Source organism: Lacipirellula parvula (assembly GCF_009177095.1).
GTDB classification, from domain to species: Bacteria; Planctomycetota; Planctomycetia; order Pirellulales; family Lacipirellulaceae; genus Lacipirellula; species Lacipirellula parvula.
Genome location: NZ_AP021861.1, coordinates 301165 through 321416, shown reverse-complemented (window position 1 = coordinate 321416; position 20252 = coordinate 301165). Strand labels below are relative to the sequence as shown.

Here is a 20252-nt window from a genome sequence, read left to right as displayed (position 1 = left end):
CAGCATGGCTCCAAGTTCGCATCTTAACGACGGCGATGCGGCCAAACAACGATTCGGGTGCAAACAGGGGGCCATTTACGGCAAGCGGCGGCTGTTTTGCCGTCAGAACCGGCAAAACAGCCGCCGCGGTGGGCTGCCAATCGGGCGGAAACTGGCCTACTGCACCTGCGCGGTGGCGCCAGCTTCAGCCCCTTGCTCGATCTGCTTGGTGAACGCCTCCAAATCAGCCTTTTCGAGGTCGGACACCGCGTCGGGACCGATCCCCCGGGCCTTGGCCTCTTTCCAGGCCGCGGCGGCGCCGTCGGCGTCGCCGGCGCCCAACAGGGCGGCGGCCAGGTGGTAATATTTGCTCGCCGTGGCGTTCATCTTCACGGCAAGCTTCATATCTTCCACCGCGGGGCCGTATTGCTGTTGCTGGAGATACACCAGAGCTCGCGTGTCGAGGACGTCGGACAGCGGGCCGATGAGATCCATCGCTTCATTCACCGAGTTGAGCGCCAGTTCAAGATCAGCCGGAACGTTGCTCTTTTGGGCGAGAATAAACGCCAAGTTGTTGAGCGCCGTGGCGCGCACGAGCGCGGGAACGTCGTCTCTGGCGAGCAGCTTCTTGTAGGCGGCGATGCTCTCGTCGAACTTCTCCTGAACTTCAAACATTTCCGCTTCGAGGATCAAACGCTTTGCAGCTTCCGGATCGTCACGAAGGCCGGCGCGAATGATTCGTTCGACTGCGGCGTCGAGTTTCTCGGGCGATTCGCTCCGACGACTCCGGAGCACTTCGACGGCAATACGCATCGCGTCGTCCATATCCTGCGACGACTGGGCGAGGACGCCCGCCATGCCTTCATCGAGGTTGCCGTAAAGAGCCGTTAGACGCGCCATCTCCAAACCGGCGTCAGAAGCGCGGCGGGCGTACTCTTGGAAGAGCTTGAGAGCGTACTCATGGTCGCCCACGCCGTCAGCCGTTCTTGCAAGGCTGGCGACGTACTTCACCTGCTCTTCGGTAAGCCGGGTGAGATCCGGCGTCATCGCCGTCAGCATCCGTCGAACTTCGTCTTTATCGCCTTTTTCAGACGCTAAACGCAAACGGAGCTCATTCACCCCCGCGGCCGTGCCAGGCAGGCCTTCCAGACGAGTGATGCGGAGTGCAGCATCGTCAAATTTTTTCTGCCCGATCAACATCGAGGCATACGCGGTTTGCAGTCGCGGATCATTCGGAAACTTGCCGATCGAATCGAGCATTTGCTTCTGGGCCGCATCCCATTCGCCCAACTCGTACAGCAGATGCCCAAGTTGCAGCTCGCGCTCGGGCGTCAATCCGCCGCGCATCTGCTTAACCTTCTGCAGCGTGTCGACCGCCCGTTGGCGCGAAACCGGGTCGGCGCGCAACGAGAGTAGATCGACGAGCTGATCGAGATCTTCGGGCGTGGCGTTTTTCCCTTCCACGGCCGCCGCGAGCAACTGCTCCGCCTTTGCGGAGTCTTTGAGTTCGCCGCTCGTCGCGAGCAATTGAGCCGCCTGACGGCGCGCCCACGGACCGCTCGGATCGTTGGCTTCAAGCTTGCCGTCGTAGGAGGCTTTCAGCAGTTTGTTGATCTGAACGGCGGCCTTCCCGCGGTTGGCGGCATTGGCACTCATCCACTGCAAGTAGAATTCGGCCATGCGACGCGCTACCTGCGGCTCGTCTTCACGTCCGGCATAGGTCGTCAGATAGATATCCTCCGCCTCTTGCCAACGAGACTGGAGCTCGTAGTAGCGCCCCGTGAGCAGCGGCAAGTATTCGTCGTCGAGCGCCAGGAACGCTTCGCGCAACGTCTTCTCCACGTTGTCGTACTGCTTCAGTTCACGGTACAGGCTGACCAGTCGCGTCCAGGCATCGGGATCCTCGGGATTGATCTCGATCGCCTTCTTCATCGCCTTTTCAGCGGCGTCCGACTTATCGGCGCGGACGGCGATCCCTGCAAACCAGGATTGCACGGCGGCGTCTTCCGGCTTCGACTCGGCAACCTTCTGCGCCTCGGCAAACGCCAACTCGCTTTCGCCGACATTCGCCAGAATATCCGCGGCCGTCGTCCCCAAGACGCCCGACCACGCCGAGCTCGGGAGGCGATCCATTCGCTGCCGCGCTTCTTGGACGCGGCCGCGCTCGGCCAACAGGCGAATCTGCAACGCCAAGGCGTTGAGGTTCGTGCCGCCGAGTTCGAACGCCTTCTCGAAGTCTTTCAATGCTTGATCTGGGTTGCTGTCGAGCAGCAGCGCCAACTGCCCCTTCACCACGTACAAATCGGCCCAGGTGGGTCGCTGCTTGATCGCCGCATCGAGCATGCGGCGAGCTTCGGCGACCTCTTCCTTCGAAGCGGTCCCGGCTTCGAGCCCCGAGAGACGGCGTTTGACTTCGGAAAGGACGTATACCGGATCGCTCTTGCTCTTCACGATCTCAAGAATCTTCTCTTGCGCGGCCTGCATGCCAGGATCGTCGCGTTGCTTAAGGGCGAGATCGAACAACGCATTCCGCGTCGGCAAATTGTTCGGCGACAGAGCGACCGCTTGCTCCAGGCAGCGGCGCGCTTCGGCGATATCGCCCAGCTGCTCGAACCGGGCAGCGACGGCCGACCAAACCAATGCCTTTTGAGCATCCTCGAAGTCGTCCATCCCTTGCGTGGCGGCATTCAGCTGGGCAGGCAGCTGCGGATCACGAATCGCGGCGAGAAGCTCGACTCGCAGCGTCCGGAAAGCGGCGGAATCCTTACCCTTCTTGACGATGCTGTCGAGCAGTTCGAGCGCCTTCGCCGGACCGCTGTCCGGTTCTTGCGCCAACAATCGAATGGCTTGAACCTGAACGGTAGGATCTTTCGGATCGATGGCGTACGCTTGCTTGATCGCGTCGCGCGCCTGCGTGAACAAGGTTTTCTGCTCGGCTGGATTCTTCTCTTCGACCGCCCGCATCGCCAACATCTGGCCGCGCAACAGCGCCTTGCGAGAAGCGGCCCACGAGGTGGGCACGACTCGCTGCGACGCTTGTTCGTCAATGTAATCGTCGATCTTCGCCGTCAGCGAGCCCCAGTCCTGCTCTCCCTTCGGCTTGGCAAGCATCTCCTTAATCTCGCGATCAAGTTCGAGCATGCCCTCTTCGGGCTGTTCAATGTTCATCATCGCCAGGATTTGTTCGCGGCCCGCTTTGGCCTGCGGCAACTCCGGATTGATGTCGAGAGCCGCCTTGTATGCTTCGAGCGCTAGGTCGAACTGACCGAGTTGCGTGTGACAGAAGCCCTGGATTGCCGCCGCGAGGGCCTGCAATTCAGAGAAGCCGAGCAGCCGCGGACGGACGTCTTGCAGTTGCTTGGCGGCGTCGGCCCACTTCTCGTCGACGGCGGCCAGACGGGCTTCGTGGAAGTCGGCGACGGCGTTGACGCGAGCGTCGTTGAGAGACCGCAACTCGGCGATCTCTTTCTTCACCCCGTCAAAATCCTTCCGGGTAATCAAGATTTCCATCTTGATGTTCGCTAGGCCGAGCGCGGCAGGAATGCCGAGCCGATTGTAGTTCGATTTCAGCGGGAACGCGGCGATCCCTTTGTCGACGATCTTCAGCGCATCATCCGGTTTCTCGCGGAACGTTTCGATCCGCGCGGCGCGTTCGAAAAAGTCGATCCGGTCCGGGTACTTCTCCATCCCTTGGGCGTAAAACTTCGCCGCTTCGTCTAAATGCTTCTTCGCCTCGGTGCGTTGTTTCTCGGCGTCGTCGCCCTTAGCGTCGGCAAACGCTTGTTGGAAATCCGCGATGGCTTCGGCGCCCTTCGCGTTCAACACTGCCGCATCCTCCGGCTTGAGGGCGAACGCCTTGTCGAGCGCGGCGCGGGCCTCGTCGTTCTTTCCCGTTGACTTGTAAAAGCTGTATTGCGTCACAAACGCGTCAGCCGACTCGGGGTTGGCAGTCACCATCTGCTCGATAACGCGCGAGGCGAGTTCCGGTTTCTGGTCGTTCAAATAGGCCGCCAGCATTAAGTAGGTCCGCGGATCGTGCGGCGCCTTGGCCTTCGCGACGTCGAATTTATCTTCTTGCGGGTCGTAGCCGATGAGTTCGTTGGCGACGCGCGCCCCCTCGCCCTGCTTTTGCGTTTGGAACAAGCCCTGCACCTTAAGCGTCAACAGCTCGGGGTCGTCGCTATTCGTTAACAGCAATTCGTTGATATTGCCGAGGGCCAGGTCAAACGACCCGAACATCGTCTGCAAATCAATCAACTTGCGGCGAAGCTTCGCACTGCCGGCGCGCACGGCTTCGGATTCTGACACGGACGTCTCACGGACGATCTCGCCCAGTCGGCCGTACCCTTTGGCGCGCACCTCCATCTCGAGCCCGTCGGTCTCGACCGCCTTCGCGGCGAGTTCGCCGAAGCTGAGCAAGGCTTCGTCGTCATCCGTCCGCAATTGGACGTACTGCTGCAAACTGTCAAATGCCGCTTCGATGTCGCCGGAGGCCTCCGCGGCTTCGGCCTTGGCCAAGAGCCGATCGGCATTTTTGTTGATCTGATATCGCCACAGGAAGTGGACGCCGATGGTCCCAAGGATGCCCCCGACGACCAGAATGATGAGCAGAACGTAGTTGACGCGATAGCGTTGCATGTCGTATTCGCTGCGTAAGTTGGCGAAGGAAATCTCTGTTCAGTCGAGTGTGCGGGTTCGATGCGAGGGCGCTCAGCGGCGTTTTTCAGCCGCGACGCCAATCACCGAAGCCCATTCACCGAAGTCGTTAGGAACCGCGCCTTGGAAGGTCCGCAAAGCGCCGCTGATGAGAGCGAGAAAAGACGCTGATCGAACGGTTCCTCAACGTGGCCTTAGGGCCTGTCAGGACAGGAGTTAAGTTCATCGTATCCCCGGGGGGGGACGTGTCAACGATGCCGCGGACGGCACATCCGGCACAGTCGTTTCGCCCCTCTCCAGGGCCCCCAATCTGACGCTACGACGGCCCTGAAATGGGTACGAACCGACCCGCCACGCCGTTCGGCGGGAGGCGTCAATTGACCAGTTTGACCCTCCCCAGGAGGGCGCCGATACTTGAAATGTCCTCCGCGACGCTGGCCATGCCTCGCAAATCGGGCCCAGCGATAGCGTTCACAAATCCTTCATACACCTTCTCACGCCGCTCCGCCGCTCGAGGCGGCCCCCTATGCCTTCATCTGTTCCTTCGGTCGAGACTGTCTTCACCGCTCGGCAGATCACGAAGGTGTATCACATGGGCGAGGTCGACGTGCACGCACTCCGCGGCGTCGACCTGGAACTCTTTGCCGGCGAGTTCGTCGTGCTGCTCGGCCCCTCGGGTTCGGGCAAGAGCACGCTGCTGAACATCCTGGGCGGGCTCGACGTCCCCAGCGGCGGGGAGGTTTTTTACCGCGATCGCCAACTCACGGAGTTCGACGACGCCGCGCTGACGCGGTACCGCCGCGACCATGTCGGATTCGTCTTCCAGTTCTACAACCTGATCCCCAGCCTCACGGCCCGCGAGAACGTCAGCCTGATCACCGAAATCGCCCGTAACCCGATGAGCCCCGTCGAGGCGCTCGAATTGGTCGATCTTGGCAAGCGGCTCGACCACTTCCCGGCGCAGATGTCGGGCGGTGAGCAGCAGCGGGTGGCGATCGCTCGCGCCGTCGCCAAACGCCCCGACGTGCTGCTGTGCGACGAACCGACCGGCGCCCTCGACGTCCGCACCGGCGTGCTGGTGCTGGAGGCGATCCAGAAAATCAACGCAGAATTGAAAACGACCACCGCGGTGATCACGCACAACGCCGTCATCGCGGAAATGGCAGACCGCGTGATCCACCTCTCCGGCGGCGAGATTACGGGCGTTGAAATGAACTCTCGCAAACGACCAGCTTCGGAATTGAATTGGTGAATGTGTCAGTTGTCAGTGGTCCGTTGTCAGTTGCTAATACAAGCCACCGGCTCCGCCGGTGGACGAAGTGCTCGCTAGCCTTGCTCCAGCCGCGTCCACCGGCGGAGCCGGTGGCTTTAATGTTCGCTCGACCTTCCACTCTCACGCATTTAGCAACTGACAACTGACGACAGACCACTGACAGCCCCCGCAAACCTCGCCTTGTATAACCCCCGTTGCCAAATGCTAATCCCCCCGCTAGATCGCAAAATGTTTCGCGACCTGTGGCACATGCGCGGGCTGGCGGCGGCGATTTCGGTGGTGATGGGTTGCGGCATCGCGCTCTTTATTCTGTCGCGGAGCATGCTCCATTCGCTCGAGCTGACGCAACAGACCTATTACGACCGCTACAACTTCGCCGACGTCTTTGCCTCGATCAAACGGGCGCCCGACGAGATCATCCATCGCATCGAGCGCATCCCCGGCGTTGCGACCGCCGAGCGGCGGATCGTCGTCCCGGTCAACCTGTCGGTGCCAGGACTCGACGAACCAGCCTCAGGCCGGCTCATCTCCGTGCCAGACGTCGGCCGCCCGCGGCTCAATCAGCTCTTCCTCCGCCGCGGCCGCTGGCTGACTCCCCGCAGCGACGACGAAGCCCTCGCCAGCGAAGCGTTCGTCGACGCCAACCGCATGGAAGTCGGCGACCGCTTCTCCGCCGTTATCAACGGCCGGATGAAGGAATTGAAGATCGTCGGCGTCGTCCTCTCGCCCGAGTACATCTATGAGATCAAACCAGGCGGCATCGTGCCGGACAACCGCCACTTCGGCGTCTTCTGGATGAACGAAGAGGCGTTGCAACTCGCCTACGACATGGATGGCGCGTTCAACGACCTTGCCATCAAGCTTATGCGGGGCGCCAACCCCGAGGACGTCATCCAGCGGGTCGACAATCTGATCGAACCGTACGGCGGCCTGGGGGCGTTCGATCGCCGCGATCAGCTCTCGCATCAGTTTGTCGACAACGAGATCGAGCAAAACCGCAACATGGGGCTCTTCGCCCCTTCGATCTTCCTGGGCGTTTCAGCGTTTTTGATCAACGTTGTCATGTCGCGCACGATCAACAGTCAGCGCGAGCAGATCGCGGCGCTCAAGGCGTTCGGCTACTCGAACTTTGAGGTCGGTTGGCACTACATCAAGTCAGTGCTGCTCATTGCGGCGCTTGCCCTTGCGATCGGCATCCCGGCCGGGGCTTGGTTCGGCTGGCTGGTGACGGGGATGTACGCGCGGCTGTTTCACTTCCCGGTGTTTCTATTCCGCATCTATCCCTCGGTACTGGTCGCCGCGGCGCTGGTCGCGGCGTCGGCCGCGGTTGTCGGCGCGTTGGGCTCGGTGCTGCGCGCCGTCCGGCTGCCCCCCGCCGAGGCGATGCGTCCGGAACCTCCCGCTGGCTTCGGGCCGACGATTCTCGAACGCCTTGGCGTCGGCCGCTACGTGCCGCCGATCGCGCTGATGGTCGTCCGCCAGTTGGAACGCCACCCCGTCAAAACCGGCCTCTCGACGCTCGCGATCTCGCTCGCCGTCACTGTGCTGGTGATCGGCAACTTCTTTCAAGACTCCATCGACTACATGATGAACGCCCAATTCCATTGGGTGCAGCGGTTCGACGTCTCGATTGCCACTTCGGACCCCGTCAGCGACCGGGCGCTCTACGAGCTCGCCAGCATGCCGGGGGTAATGCACTGCGAACCGACGCGCACCGTTTCCGCTCGTTTGCGCGCCGGCCCGCGTAACCGCCGCGTCGGCGTTCGCGGCATCGAACCAGACAGCACGCTCTACGGCCTAGTGAACATGGATGGCCATGAAGCGACGCTGCCGCCGCACGGCCTGCTCGTGTCGCAAAAGCTGGCCGAGGTGCTCGACGTGAAGGTCGGCGATTGGGTGGAGCTCGAAGTCCTCACCGACGAGCGTCCCCACCGGCGGGTGATGATCGCGGCGACGATCAAAGATTTCGTGGGCCTGAGCGCTTACATGGATCTCGCGGAACTGCGGCAAATCATGTTGGAAGGGCCAGTGATCAACGGCGTGAATATGGAAGTCGACCCCGCGTACCAGGACGCCTTATACCGCGATTTGAAGGAAACCCCCGCCGTCGCCACCGTAATGGTCAAGCAACATTCGATCGACAGCTTCAACGATACGATCGCCAAGAACCTCGGCGTGATGAAGCGGATCAACCTTATTTTCGCCTGTATCATTGCGGCGGGGGTAGTCTATAACAGTGCCCGCATCTCGCTCGCCGAGCGGAGCCGCGAGCTCGCCACGCTGCGCGTCATCGGCTTCACGCGGCAGGAGATCTCGTCGATTCTGCTCGGCGAGCTGGCGATCGTGACGCTGCTGGCAATCCCCGTCGGCCTCGGTCTTGGCACGTTCTTCGCGTGGTGGATGTGCACCGCGTTCGACCAGGAGCTCTTTCGCTTCCCAATGGTGGTGAGCAACCGGACGTACGCCTGGGCGTCGCTCGTGGTGATCGCCGCGTCGGCGCTCTCGGGCTTGCTGGTGCGGCGAAACCTTGACCACCTCGATCTGGTCGCAGTCCTGAAATCTCGCGAGTAGGCAAGCTAAGCTGTAGTCATGAAATCTTTGGTTCGCCGGATCCTGCTGATTGGGTTCGTCGCCGCGGTTGTCGCGGCGATTATCCTTGGCCTGCGCCCGGCGCCAGTGGAGGCGGACTTGGCCAAAGTCGTCCGCGGCGAGATTCGCGAAACCGTCGACCAGGATGGTAAGACGCGGCTGCGGGAACGCTACACCGTCTCGGCGCCACTGGCCGGGCGATTGCTGCGGATCGAACTCGACCCAGGCGACGAGGTCGCTGCCGGCGAAACGCTGGTCGCCAGCATCGAGCCGCGCGACCCCGAGTTGCTCGACGCCCGAGCGCTGCTGCAGGCCGAGGCGAACGTCAAAGCGGCCGAGGCGAAGCTCGCCCGCGCGACGCCGCTCCTCGACGAAGCGACGGCCAACCTGGAGTTCGCCGAGGCCGACATGCGGCGGGCGCGAGCGGCGCAGCGCGAGAGCGTCGGCGCGATCACGCAGAATGAGCTGGAAAACAAAGAGATGTTCCGCCGCACTCGCGCGGCGCTCGTCCGTTCCGCGCAGCATTCACAGGAAATCGCTCAGTTCGAACTCGATCAGGCTCGCGCCGCGCTGCTACGCTCGCGCCCGCCCGAGAAACCCGCGAAGCCTGAAGCTGGCGAAGAGCAGGAAAGAGCCCCCTATCCCCAACAAGATCCGCAGTGGCACTTCAACATCCTCTCGCCGATCAACGGGCGCGTCCTGCGGGTGTTTAAGGAGAGCGAAGCCGTCGTCGCGGCCGGCGAGCCGTTGCTCGAGATCGGCGATCCGCACGACCTCGAAATTGAAATCGACGTTCTCTCTCGCGATGCGGTGAAAGTTCGCCCCGGCGCCACCGTCGTGCTCGAAGAGTGGGGCGGCGATCGGCCGCTCCATGGCGAGGTGCGGCTGGTAGAGCCCTCAGGCTTCACGAAGATCTCCACGCTCGGCGTCGAGGAACAGCGCGTCAACGTGATCGTCGACCTGATCGATCCCCCCCAACAGCGCGACGATCTGGGCGACGGGTTTCGCGTCGAAGCCCGGATTGTGATCGCCGAGGCGGACGATGTGCTGAAAATCCCTTCGAGCGCCCTGTTCCGCGTCGGCGACGACTGGGCGACCTTCCGCGTCGAGAACGGAGTCGCCCGCCAGCAAACGGTGAAGCTCGGCCTGGAAAACGGGCTAGAGGCCGAGATCCGCGGAGGATTGGCCGAAGGGGACGTCGTCGTGATGCACCCCGGCGATAACGTCGTCGACGGCCGGGCCGTGAAGCCGCGATAGTCGTTGACATCCGTCCTCAAACCCTGAAGATGGCACGCATGGCCGGTACAACTCAGCCGCTGGTCGGCGTCATTATGGGGAGCAAAAGTGACTGGGAAACGATGCGCGCCGCGGCCGACGTGCTTGCCGAGTTCGGCGTGCCGCACGAAAGTGAAATCGTGTCGGCCCACCGCACCCCGCAGCGGATGGCTGCCTACGCGGCCGAAGCCGAGGGACGCGGCCTCGAGGTAATCATCGCCGGCGCCGGCGGAGCAGCCCATCTGCCCGGCATGGTCGCCTCGCAAACGGTGCTGCCAGTCCTCGGCGTGCCGGTGCAGAGCAAGGCGCTCAACGGCATGGACTCGCTGCTCTCCATCGTGCAAATGCCCGGCGGTATCCCGGTGGGGACGCTCGCGATTGGCGCCGCAGGGGCTCGCAACGCAGGCTTGCTCGCCGTTCGCATTCTCGCCGGCAGCCGACCGGAACTGCGGAAGAAACTGCACGAGTTCCACCAGCGGCAGACCGCAGACGTTCGCAGCCAAACGTTGGACTAAGGATATTGCTATGGCGGCTTCTGCTGCGACGAATCCCGCCGCCGCTCCCATTCTTCCTGGCGCCACGCTCGGCGTGCTCGGCAGCGGGCAACTTGGCAAGATGTTCGCCATGGCCGCCGCGCGGCTCGGCTATCGCGTCCACGTCTACGCCCCCGAACATGACGCCCCCGCGGCCGACGTCGCCTATCGGCAAACGGTCGGTTCGTTCGACGATGAGGCGGCGGTGGCGGAGTTCGCCCAGTCGGTCGACGTGGTGACGCTAGAGTTCGAGAACATCTCGGCAGCGGCGATCGAGACGGCCGCCAAGTTCGCTCCCGTCCGGCCTGGCGGCCGCGTCCTCCACACCACGCAAGAACGGCTCCGCGAGAAGGGCTTTCTCCGCGCGGCGGGCATCCCGTGCACGCCATTTGCCGAGGCGACTACCAAGGAACAGCTCACCGCGGCCCTCGCGGAACTCGGCCTCCCCGCCGTGCTGAAGACCGCCGCCTGGGGCTACGACGGCAAGGGGCAGGCGCTCGTCCGCAGCGCGTCCGAAGCGGAAGCAGCCCACGCCGCGCTCAACAGCGCCGCCGCGATCCTCGAAGGCTGGGTCGACTTTGAGTGCGAAGTCTCGATGCTTGCGGCTCGTTCGGCCAATGGCGAAGAAGCCTTCTTCGGGCCGATCGCCAATGATCACGCTCACCACATTCTCGACGTCTCTGTCTATCCGCAACCGCGGGTCGCCCGGCTGTTCGAGGACGCCAGCAAGATCGCTCAGGCGGTCGTGCGGGAGCTCGACGTTGTGGGCCTATTGTGCGTTGAGTTCTTCCTCACGCGCGACGGCCGGCTGCTGGTGAACGAGATCGCTCCGCGGCCGCACAACTCGGGGCACCTCACGATCGACGCCTGCAATTGCTCGCAGTTCGAACAGCAGGTGCGGGCCGTCTGCGGTCTGCCGTTGGGGTCGTTCGAGACGATCGTTCCTGCCGCCGCGATGGCCAACCTGCTGGGTGATGTTTGGTCGAACGGCGAGCCGCGGTGGGAAAAAGTGCTGGCCGATCCGCAGCTGCGGCTGCATTTGTACGGCAAGGCCGAGGCTCGGCCGGGGCGGAAGATGGGGCACCTCACGGCAATTGCCGGTTCCGCGGAGGAAGCAGTGGCGCTGGTTCGCGAGGGGCGCGAGGCGCTCATGGGCCGCTAAGCCGCGAGCGACTGTTGTGCGTAGAATGTAGCTATGCCTCGCCGACCATTCTTACTGCTGTCGCTCGTCGTTCTGCTCGCTGCCGTGGTGCAAGCCGGGGTGGGAGCGTTCTCTTCGCAGCCTGCGGCGGGTGATGCCAAGGCAAAGGCCTGCAGTGCTTGCGGACCGCTTGGCGACTTCTGCGAACTGAAGTAGCCGCGGCTACTCGGCTAAACGCAATTCGGCCCAGCAGCTGGGGTCTTCTTCGTAGGGGAACTCGGGGCCGGTGGAGAAGGTTTGTTGGCCGCGCTCGCGGTCGAGCAGGGCGTAGGTGAAGCCTAGCCGCGGTTGCTGCGACGGGTCGTAGCCGCCGAGGGCGTCGGCGGGAGCGAAGGCCCACAGGGTGTAGCCGCTGCCGCTCGTCTTGGCGCGGGCCGTCAGTTCGCGAGCGCGGGCCGGGCGGGCGTTCTCGCGGGCGCGATTGATGAGCAGCTGCTCCGCAATCGGCTGATCGCCGGCCGAACCGCCGCCGCGGGCCAGGTAAATGAATCGGTGCGAGAAGCGGCCCGCACGGTGGACGTTGAGCGTCGCGCGGGTGTCGATCCAGACCTGCAGCCCGTCGCTATCTTCGAGGCGCGAATCGCGGCACCAAGGGAGCTGCGTTTTGCCTTCGACCGTCACCTGCCAAGCAAGTCCTTTGGGGCTCCATGCCATCCGCACCTCGGCGAACGCCGGCCGGCCATCGAGCTCGCCGAGCGCGGGGAGCGTGTAGGTTTCGTCGAGCGTAAACCCTTTGGGCGATTCGATGCCGTCGGCGCGTTTGACGTCGGCCGAGAAGCGAAAGAACTGCCGCGGGGGCAGGAGGGAGGCGTCGATGGTTTCGGCTTCGGACATGCGGTAGTAATGCTGAAGGATGAATGCGGAATGCTGTAGCCGTGAGTCATGCTACTCGCTGGCGCTGCGGCGGGACACCGGCGGGGCGTCGTGTCGCGTCGCGTGGAAGTCGCGATGCGATTTTTGGCGCCACTAAAGTTTTTCCGTAACGCCCATCACCGTAATGCGTTGCGCCAAATGGCCATTCGCTTAATGTCGCGTTTCGCCATTTGATGTCGCCTCCTCTTCGCGGCATGGCGGCATGGCGGCATGCGCTCGAATCGGCTGAGCGACCACATGCGTTTAGTCGGCGCGCAGCACTCCTACAGAATGAACGTATGTTCACCATCTCAGATTGAGTGGCCGAAAGCAAGACGGTGGTTTGGCGAATGCTGCAACGCTCGTCAGAAGTCGGCGTCGGTGATCGGCGGGTTCATGAACCGCTGGTCGTTGGGGAGCGATTTTTCGAAGGGCTGACCGGGGGCGTCGGCGGGCGCGGCTTTGCGGCCGTCGGGGGTCATCAACTGCTGGTAGACGGCGTAGTCGATGTCTTCGCTGATCTCCTTCACGTTGCCGCCGCAGAAGGCGACGTTGAACACGCCGGGATGGTTGCTCGACGGGCGGGCGAAGCGCGTGCCGCTGGCGGCGTAGGGTTGTTCGCGTTCGTCTCCCGCACGCGTGTCGCGATTGAACCGCTCCATCAGGTCAGCTCGCGGCGAGCGGGGGTTTTGCGGATCGACGACCCACACCATGCCGTACCACTGCTCGGGGTTCGCGGCGCCCAGGGCAGGGCGGAGCCAGGTGTTGCCGGGCTGCTTCGTCGAACCGGCGGGATCGCGGTGGATGTTTTCAGAGAGCAAGATCGTGTAACTCTGGCCGTCTCTGATGTGGCGCATACCAACCTGCGGTCCGAAGCGGCCGGGACGCTGGTCGTGACAGACGCCGTTGGCAGCCAGGTCGCTGGGCTGCGTCGCGCTTGCGGCGGCCAAGTCTGGCATGCCGCTGTTGACGACGTAGCTCAGTGCGGCGGCAGCTGGGGCGACCAGCGGATCGCTCGGACAGAAAAAGACGTCGATCCGCGGCGGCGCGTCGAGGTCGAGGCTTTGGTCGCCGCCAACAATTTGCTCGTGAAGCGTTTGCGAATCTAACGCCGGCAGCAACTTCGTCGGCCAGGCTACCAACAACTCCGAGCTAGAGGGCGAAGCGGCGTCATCATGACCCCGCGCGTCGTCGAAGACGACTTGCGGCACGAGGTATCCGCCGAACGCGGCACTGCGACTGGTCGCATTGATCGCGTGGGCGATCGCCAACTGCCGGAGATTGTTCAAGCACGCCTGCCTTCTGGCAGCGCCGACGGCAGGCTGAGTGGTCGGCAGAAGAAGCGCCGCGAGCAAGAAAAGCGTGCAAGCGACAACTAGCACTTCAACGAGCGTTATCCGGCGACGGTTTTCGTCTGACATGGCCGACCTCACAACTCACTTCAGCAAACACTCGCCTAAAGAAAAAGCCGGCTCGAATTGCGTGAATTCGAGCCGGCTGAATTGTCAAACCAACGATGGGTAGCGGCTTAGTACTCCGATTCCTTCAACTGAGCCGTGGGATCGGCATTGAAGTAAGCCGTCGGCATCGTGTTCGAGTTGTTGGGATTCGTCGTCCAAACGCACTTCGCGCCGTTCGGCGTCATCAATTGCTGGTAGACGCGATAGTCGATGCTCTGGTTCATCTCCTTCACGTTGCCGCCACAGAAGGCAGCGTTGAAGGATCCGCTGTGAGCACCATTCGGGCGAGCGTACTTGTAACCTTCCGACGTCGCACCCGTTATCGGAATACCTGTCGCTAATTCGCGTCCGGGCAATGCCTGGTCGTTCGGGGGCTGCGGATAATTTTGCTGAACAACCCAAACCATGCCGTACGGTTGCTCGCCAATCGATGGATTCGAGGTTTCGAACAAAGCCGATGAGCGAAGCCAAGAGACGGCGTATTTCGTTGCTGGGGCGCCCGTCTCGTCCTTATTAATGTTTTCCGAGAAGAGCAGCGTTCGATCCGAGCCATCCTTGATGTCGCTCGTTCCGTCACGCACGGTCGGACCTTTGTAACCCGGCAGCAGGTTGTGAAAAATACCATTGGCTTTGCTGTCGCTGGCGTCAAACGTCGAGTTCGGAACGACATCCTGCCCGCCGGTGTTGGCGACGTAGGAGAGCCCAGGGAATTCAGAATTCGAGTGGCTGTCCGCGGGGCACAGGAAGACCGACAACATTGGAATTTGATCGGGATTGCTGGTCGAGAAATTCTGGACCGCCCCCAACGTCCCTTGCTGAAGGGATTCCCATGTGGCTTGAGCATCAAGATCGGGCAACAGCTTTGCCGCCCAACTGACCTCAATATCATTTGCCGGAGTACCCGCGTAGTAATCACGCGTCGGGTTGGTGAGAACCTGCTGCAGTTGCATCCACCCAGGGTAAGCGCCGCCAGACTTTGTCGTGTACCCCTTCGTTGCAATCGCCAACTGGCGAATGTTGTTCTGGCACTGGGTCATCGCAGCGCGAGCCCGCGCCGCTTGAATAGCTGGCAGCAACAACCCGACAAGCGTGCCGATGATCGCAATGACGACCAACAGCTCAACGAGCGTGAAGCCGCGGCGGGACGATGTGGACATGACGCTTCTCTCCTCTGTGTACAGCAGTGTTCCCCTGCACGATTGCCCTGGCTGCGGCGCGGCGGTGGCGCGATGGTCCGTTGGGGCCGGTAGATAAGTCAGAATCCGGCCCGGCGGGCGCGATCGCCGTGGCCGAGTAATTATCGCCGAAACCGGGGGAAAATGCCAGCAAACGTTTTTGGGGAGGGGATTTTACGGCGGGGGGCGATGCGAAGACCGCGGGGGTGAACCCCGCGGCTCGCAGTAAGGACACCGTGCGATTTTTAGCCCCCGGCACTTGATGCCGGGGGTTGTGGGGCGGTGAACTTGTGAGATGGGGCGTCGATAGAGCCCCCGGTTTGAAGAACCGGGGGCTAAGCGCTTAGTGGCGGAAGTGGCGGCGGCCGGTGAAGATCATCGGGATACCGTGTTTGTTGCAGGCGGCGATCACTTCCTCGTCGCGGCGGCTGCCGCCCGGTTGGATGATCGCGGCGATGCCGGCGGCGGCGGCGGGGCCGATCGAGTCGTCGAACGGGAAAAAGGCGTCGGAAGCCAGCACCCCGCCGCGGGCCTTCTCGCCCGCCTTTTTGAGGGCGATTTCGACCGAGTCGACGCGGCTCATTTGGCCGGCGCCGACGCCGGCGAGGGCGCCGTTGTTCGAGACGACGATCGCGTTGCTCTTCACGAACCGGCAGGCGGCCCAGGCGAAGCGGAGCTCGTGGTGGAGTTCTGGGGTCGGCTGCACCTGCGTGACGACCTTCCATTCGGAGGGTTCATCCGGCAGGTCGTCGGCATTCTGAGCAAGCATACCGCCGTCGATCTGGCGGAACTGGCGGGCGCCATGGCCGACGGGGAGTTCGCCGACGCGGAGCAACCGGACGTTGTCGCGCCACTTTGGCTTCGTGGTGAGGATGCGAATGGCGTCGGGGTGGAACTCGGGGGCGACGATCGCTTCGATGAACTTGCCCGGCTCGGAGAGGTACTCGGCCATCGCGGCGTCGACGGGGACGTTCACGCCGAGGACCGAGCCGAAGGCACTGAGCGGGTCGCCATCCCAGGCCTTCGCGACAGCTTCACCGAGGGTGGCAGCCGTGGCGGCGCCGCAGGGGTTGTTGTGCTTGAGCACCGCGACGGCAGGGCGGGGGAGGGCCTTGGCGATCGCGAGCGCAGCGTCGAGGTCGAGCAGGTTGTTGTAGGAGAGTTCCTTGCCGTGGAGCTGCTCGGCGTTGACGAAGGCGTGGGATGGAGCGTCGGCGAAGGCGTAGAGGTCGGCGGATTGGTGGGGGTTTTCGCCGTAGCGGAGGGGGGTGCGGTGGGTGAGGTGGAGGGTGACGGCGTCTGCGGAGGTGACTGGTGATCGGTGATCGGTGCCTGGGGAAGGCGGAAGGGGGAGGGGAGAAGAGCCCAGAATCTTCGCGAAGTAGGCGGCGATCGCGGTGTCGTACTGCGAGGTGCGGGCGAAGGCGGCGCCGGCTAGTTGGCGGCGGAGCTCTGGGGTGGTGCGGCCGTGGGTTTCGATTTGCTGGAGGATCGTTTCGTATTGGCTCGCGTCGGTCGCCAGGGTGACGAAGGCGTGGTTCTTCGCGGCCGAGCGGACCATCGAAGGGCCGCCGATGTCGATTTGCTCGATCGCCGCTTCGATGGCGACGTCGGGATTGGCGACCGTCTTCTCGAAGGGGTAGAGGTTCACGACGACCAGCTCGAAGCTGAGGATGCCGTGGTCGGCGAGCGACTTCATGTCCTCGGGGTGGTCGTGGCGGCAGAGGATGCCGCCGTGGACCTTCGGGTGGAGGGTTTTGACGCGGCCATCCATCATTTCGGGGAAGCCGGTGTAGTCGGCGACGTCGCGGACCGGGAGGCCGGCGTCGGCGAGATGCTTGCGGGTGCCGCCGGTGGAGAAGAGCTCGACGCCGCAGGTGACGAGCGAGCGGGCGAAGTCGAGGAGGCCCGTTTTGTCGCTGACGCTGATGAGGGCTCGTTTGATCGGAGGGGAGAGGGACATGGGAATGCTGAAGGGGGAAGGCGGAATGCTGAAGGGGGAGTGGGGTCGGTCACGATAGCACTCGATTTAGTCGCGGGTCAACGAGTCTTCTGCCGCGAGTACACGGGCCGCCGGAGCGGTGGGAGAGGGGAATGACGAAATCCGAATGACGAATGACGAATGGCGGACGCAAGCGTTTTTCATTCGTCATTCGGGCTTCGTCATTCGTCATTTCCCCCAACTTCGATTGTCGCTAGCGCCCGCTGGCGATACACTTCGGCCGCTTCTAGCTATTTGGCGCCCAACGATGGAGCGAAGGATGCGCCTCGGGATTTTTCTGCCCAATTGGATCGGCGACGTCGCGATGGCGACGCCGGCCATTCGCGCCCTGCGCAAGCATGTGGCGGGGGGCGAGCTGATCGCCGTCATGCGGCCGTACGTGGCCGAGGCGCTGGGGGGGAATCCCTGGTTTGACGGGCAGATTTTGTACGACAAAAAGTCGTCGGCCGCGGCGGAATTGCAGCCGCCGGCCGTGCGACAAAAGCTGCGTGACGCCCGGTTCGATGCGGTGGTGCTGCTGACTAACTCGCTGCGGACGGCGTGGATGGCGTATCGCAGCGGGGCGCGGCAGCGGATTGGGATGATCGGCAATCTGCGGAGTCCGCTGCTCACGACGCGGGTTTACGCGCCGCGGCAGGGGCGGCGATCGCTCACGCTGCCGCCGACGGCGGGCTACTTGCAGATCGCTTACGCGGCCGGCGCCTCGCCCGAAGCGCCGACGCTGGAACTCTTCACCACGCCCGCGGACGAGCAATTGGCCGATGCCGTGTGGAAGCGGTTGCGGCTGCCGAGCGGCGACCGGGTGGCGGTGCTGAACACGGGCGGCGCGTTTGGCGCCGCGAAGGATTGGCCGGCGGCCCACTTCACGCAGCTGGCGTTGCGGCTCGCGAGGGAGCAGGGGCTGCATGTGGTGCTGAACTGCGGGCCCGCCGAACGGCAGGCGGTGCGGAACATTGTGGCCGAGGCCCGCGATGAGCGGATTGTGAGTTTGGCCGAAGAGGAATCGCTGCCGCTGGGGCTGACGAAGGCGATGATCCGCCGCTCGCGGCTGTTGGTGACGACTGATAGCGGGCCGCGGTTTTTTGGCGTGGCGTTCGGCGTGCCGACGGTGGCGCTGTTCGGGCCGACGAGCGTGGCCTACACGCGAACCGGGGCAGCCCACGATGTGGGGCTGTCGCTGGGGCTCGATTGCCAGCCGTGCATGGCGCGGACGTGCCCGTTGGGGCATCATCGGTGCATGCAAGATCTTTCGGTGGAGCGGGTGTGGAATGCGGTGGGCGTGGCACTGGCGGAAGCGCGGCGCGTGCGCATGGCGGCTTAATACGGAGCCCCAGTTAGTAATCCCACTTCTGGCTCCCTCCCCCCGGAGGGGAGGGCTGGGGAGGGGGGAAGAACCCTGGTACCCGCTGCACTCACCCCTCCCTAACCCTCCCCCTCAAGGGGAGGGGACCACAACATTCAATGCGCAAAGCCCTGGGCTAGGACGCTAGTTGGGCGGTGAAGCGGTTTAAGAGCGCCGGGCGGCGGCTGGAGTAGGCGCCGAAGCGGAGGTACTGCTCCAAGTGGGTGAAGTGCTGCTCGCCGAGTCGCGGGGTGCGGCGGCTGAGTTCGAGCGCCTTGTGCACCGCCGGCAGGACCGGGGCGCCATCGGGGACGTGGACCACGCCTTCGCTCGGCAGCGGGATCAGCATGTCGCGCTCGCGGTAGTCGATCGTCGCGAGGACTGCGCCGGCGTAAAGCGATTCGTAGTGGCGGTAGGTCCACGGAACATTGCCGCCAGGCGCGAGGGCGACGCGGCTGCTGCGGATCGCGCGATAGTAAGCGGCAAAGCCGACTTTCTTCTCCGTGTGCATCAGGTCGTCGAACTGGCCGTAAGTGGCGTGGAGCCGCTCGCGGGAGTCGGGGTAAACCTCGACGAGCCCGCCCCAGAACTTCAGCTGCGGAGCGTCGCGTTTAACGTCGCGGATCCAGTGGAACCGCTGGTCGACCATTTCGACCTGGCCATCCACATACATGCGGGTTTCGTTCGGCCGACCGAGAAAAGCGACGTCGTGAATGGCTTCAGGCCGGCTGCCAAGGCGTCGCGAGCAGCGGTCGCAAACGACGGCGGCGGTGAAGCGGCTGTAGCGGCGGATGGGAAGCATGCCCATCTGCAAATCGTGGCGCCAGGCGCGTTCGAACCAAGGCTTCAAATAGCGATCGCTCGTGCGGCGGAGCGTAGTTTCTTGCTCGATGTTCCAGGCGAGTTCTTGCTGGTCGAGGTAGTCGAACGGGACGACCTGGCGTGAGTCCGTACGGAGTCGCTGGAGTTCTTCGGGCGTGAGGGAACTGGGGAGTCCGACGAAGGCCGTGGCGGCTTTTATCGGGGCGTGCCGCCATTCTTCAGGCGACTGCATCGCCACGGCGCGGCGGCCAAAATAGGTGCGCAGAAAGCCGGCGAGCGTGTAGCCGCGAACGCCGCGACCAGCTTCCGTGCAATCCGCCGTGATGACGAGCCAGTCGACCACGAGGGTAAGGGAAACCCGAGGAACGGAGGGAGTAGGCAAACCGCGTCGGTAATATGCGACATCCGGCTTGCCGCAGCTAGAGCAACATTACGGAATAGACAGAAACCACTAACGAAAGAAAGGCGTCCGCCAAAGATGCCAAGAGCGCCAAGGGAAACGAAGGTTCTCCCAAATCTCCTTTGCGCCTTCGCGCCTTTGCGTGAGACATGCCTTCCCCAGAAAGATCTCTCGCAAAGGCGCAGAGGCGCAAAGGAGAAGACAAGGCAGAGTGAAATACGCATGCTCTTCGTCTTGTGCGTTGTGCCGTCGTGGTTCCCTTCTCCACGCATTTCCTTGGCGCTCTTGGCGTCCTTGGCGGTTAGGCAATTTAGATGCTAGCAGCGGAGCAAATCATCCGCGACGCTAGCACTGAACCTCGTTGTTCGAGGTCGCGTAGTGGGGTGCAGTTCTCCCGTTGCACATGAAGCGGCGGGCTTCTCTGGCATGACGCTCAGCAAGAACTGCGCGGACGCTCTTCTCGAGTCCGCGATCGCCGCCAACCGCTAAGGTTTGCCTTGTCTTCGCGAGCGTCCTCTTCGGCCCTTCGGCTGGGGATTGCCGCAACGCCTTTGACGATGGCGCCGCGCCGCGATCGCAGAAAAGTTGAGTTCCGCTAGCGTGGTTTTTTGACCGGTTGCTAGCTGTGACCTATATTGCTGGTGGCTGGCGATAGCGACCCCTTTCGCCAAGCTTCCCACCGCATGGATGCTC

At 63.2% G+C, this 20252-nt stretch carries 13 protein-coding genes; 7 read left to right on the top strand and 6 right to left on the bottom strand.

Annotation, left to right across the window (positions count from 1 at the left end; translation table 11 throughout):
- Positions 1–156: 156 nt before the first annotated feature.
- Positions 157–4617, bottom strand: coding sequence for a tetratricopeptide repeat protein (locus PLANPX_RS01180; RefSeq protein ID WP_152096957.1), 4461 nt, complete (start codon positions 4615–4617; stop codon positions 157–159).
- Positions 4618–5161: 544 nt separating this feature from the next.
- Here PLANPX_RS01180 and PLANPX_RS01175 point away from each other — a divergent pair.
- The 6 genes from PLANPX_RS01175 to PLANPX_RS27075 all read left to right on the top strand — a co-directional run bounded on the left by PLANPX_RS01175 (position 5162) and on the right by PLANPX_RS27075 (position 11662).
- Positions 5162–5887, top strand: a complete 726-nt coding sequence (locus PLANPX_RS01175) for an ABC transporter ATP-binding protein (protein WP_152096956.1) — start codon at positions 5162–5164, stop codon at positions 5885–5887.
- Between the two features lie 249 nt (positions 5888–6136).
- Positions 6137–8479 carry an ABC transporter permease gene (locus PLANPX_RS01170; protein WP_152096955.1) on the top strand — a complete coding sequence of 781 codons (2343 nt, stop codon included), beginning with the start codon at positions 6137–6139 and terminating at the stop codon, positions 8477–8479.
- Between the two features lie 18 nt (positions 8480–8497).
- Complete coding sequence (locus PLANPX_RS01165; protein WP_152096954.1) at positions 8498–9754, top strand: efflux RND transporter periplasmic adaptor subunit; 1257 nt, start codon at positions 8498–8500, stop codon at positions 9752–9754.
- Between the two features lie 38 nt (positions 9755–9792).
- The gene (gene purE / locus PLANPX_RS01160; protein WP_152096953.1) at positions 9793–10287 is read left to right on the top strand and encodes a 5-(carboxyamino)imidazole ribonucleotide mutase; all 495 of its coding nucleotides are present in this window, start codon (positions 9793–9795) and stop codon (positions 10285–10287) included.
- A gap of 10 nt (positions 10288–10297) precedes the next feature.
- Positions 10298–11467, top strand: a complete 1170-nt coding sequence (locus PLANPX_RS01155; RefSeq protein ID WP_152096952.1) for a 5-(carboxyamino)imidazole ribonucleotide synthase — start codon at positions 10298–10300, stop codon at positions 11465–11467.
- Positions 11468–11500: 33 nt separating this feature from the next.
- Entirely contained in the window at positions 11501–11662 is a 162-nt protein-coding gene (locus PLANPX_RS27075) for a hypothetical protein (RefSeq protein WP_172991783.1), read from the top strand.
- A gap of 6 nt (positions 11663–11668) precedes the next feature.
- Here PLANPX_RS27075 and PLANPX_RS01150 read toward each other — a convergent pair whose 3' ends face one another.
- The 4 genes from PLANPX_RS01150 to purH form a co-directional block, all read right to left on the bottom strand.
- Positions 11669–12340, bottom strand: coding sequence for a hypothetical protein (locus tag PLANPX_RS01150; protein WP_152096951.1), 672 nt, complete (start codon positions 12338–12340; stop codon positions 11669–11671).
- A 383-nt stretch (positions 12341–12723) separates the two neighbouring features.
- Entirely contained in the window at positions 12724–13779 is a 1056-nt protein-coding gene (locus PLANPX_RS01145; protein ID WP_152096950.1) for a DUF1559 domain-containing protein, read from the bottom strand.
- Positions 13780–13886: 107 nt separating this feature from the next.
- Positions 13887–14975 (bottom strand): DUF1559 domain-containing protein, encoded by a 1089-nt coding sequence (locus PLANPX_RS01140; RefSeq protein ID WP_152101756.1) that lies wholly within the window; start codon positions 14973–14975, stop codon positions 13887–13889.
- Between the two features lie 361 nt (positions 14976–15336).
- Entirely contained in the window at positions 15337–16956 is a 1620-nt protein-coding gene (gene purH / locus PLANPX_RS01135; RefSeq protein ID WP_152096949.1) for a bifunctional phosphoribosylaminoimidazolecarboxamide formyltransferase/IMP cyclohydrolase, read from the bottom strand.
- 298 nt (positions 16957–17254) lie between these two features.
- Here purH and waaF point away from each other — a divergent pair, with 298 nt between their 5' ends.
- Positions 17255–18316: a lipopolysaccharide heptosyltransferase II gene (gene waaF, locus PLANPX_RS01130; protein ID WP_152096948.1), complete on the top strand. Its 1062-nt coding sequence runs from the start codon at positions 17255–17257 to the stop codon at positions 18314–18316.
- A 157-nt stretch (positions 18317–18473) separates the two neighbouring features.
- Here waaF and PLANPX_RS01125 read toward each other — a convergent pair whose 3' ends face one another.
- A complete protein-coding gene (locus PLANPX_RS01125; RefSeq protein ID WP_152096947.1) occupies positions 18474–19502 on the bottom strand; it encodes a hypothetical protein in 1029 nt (342 codons plus the stop codon).
- Between the last annotated feature and the right edge of the window lie 750 nt (positions 19503–20252).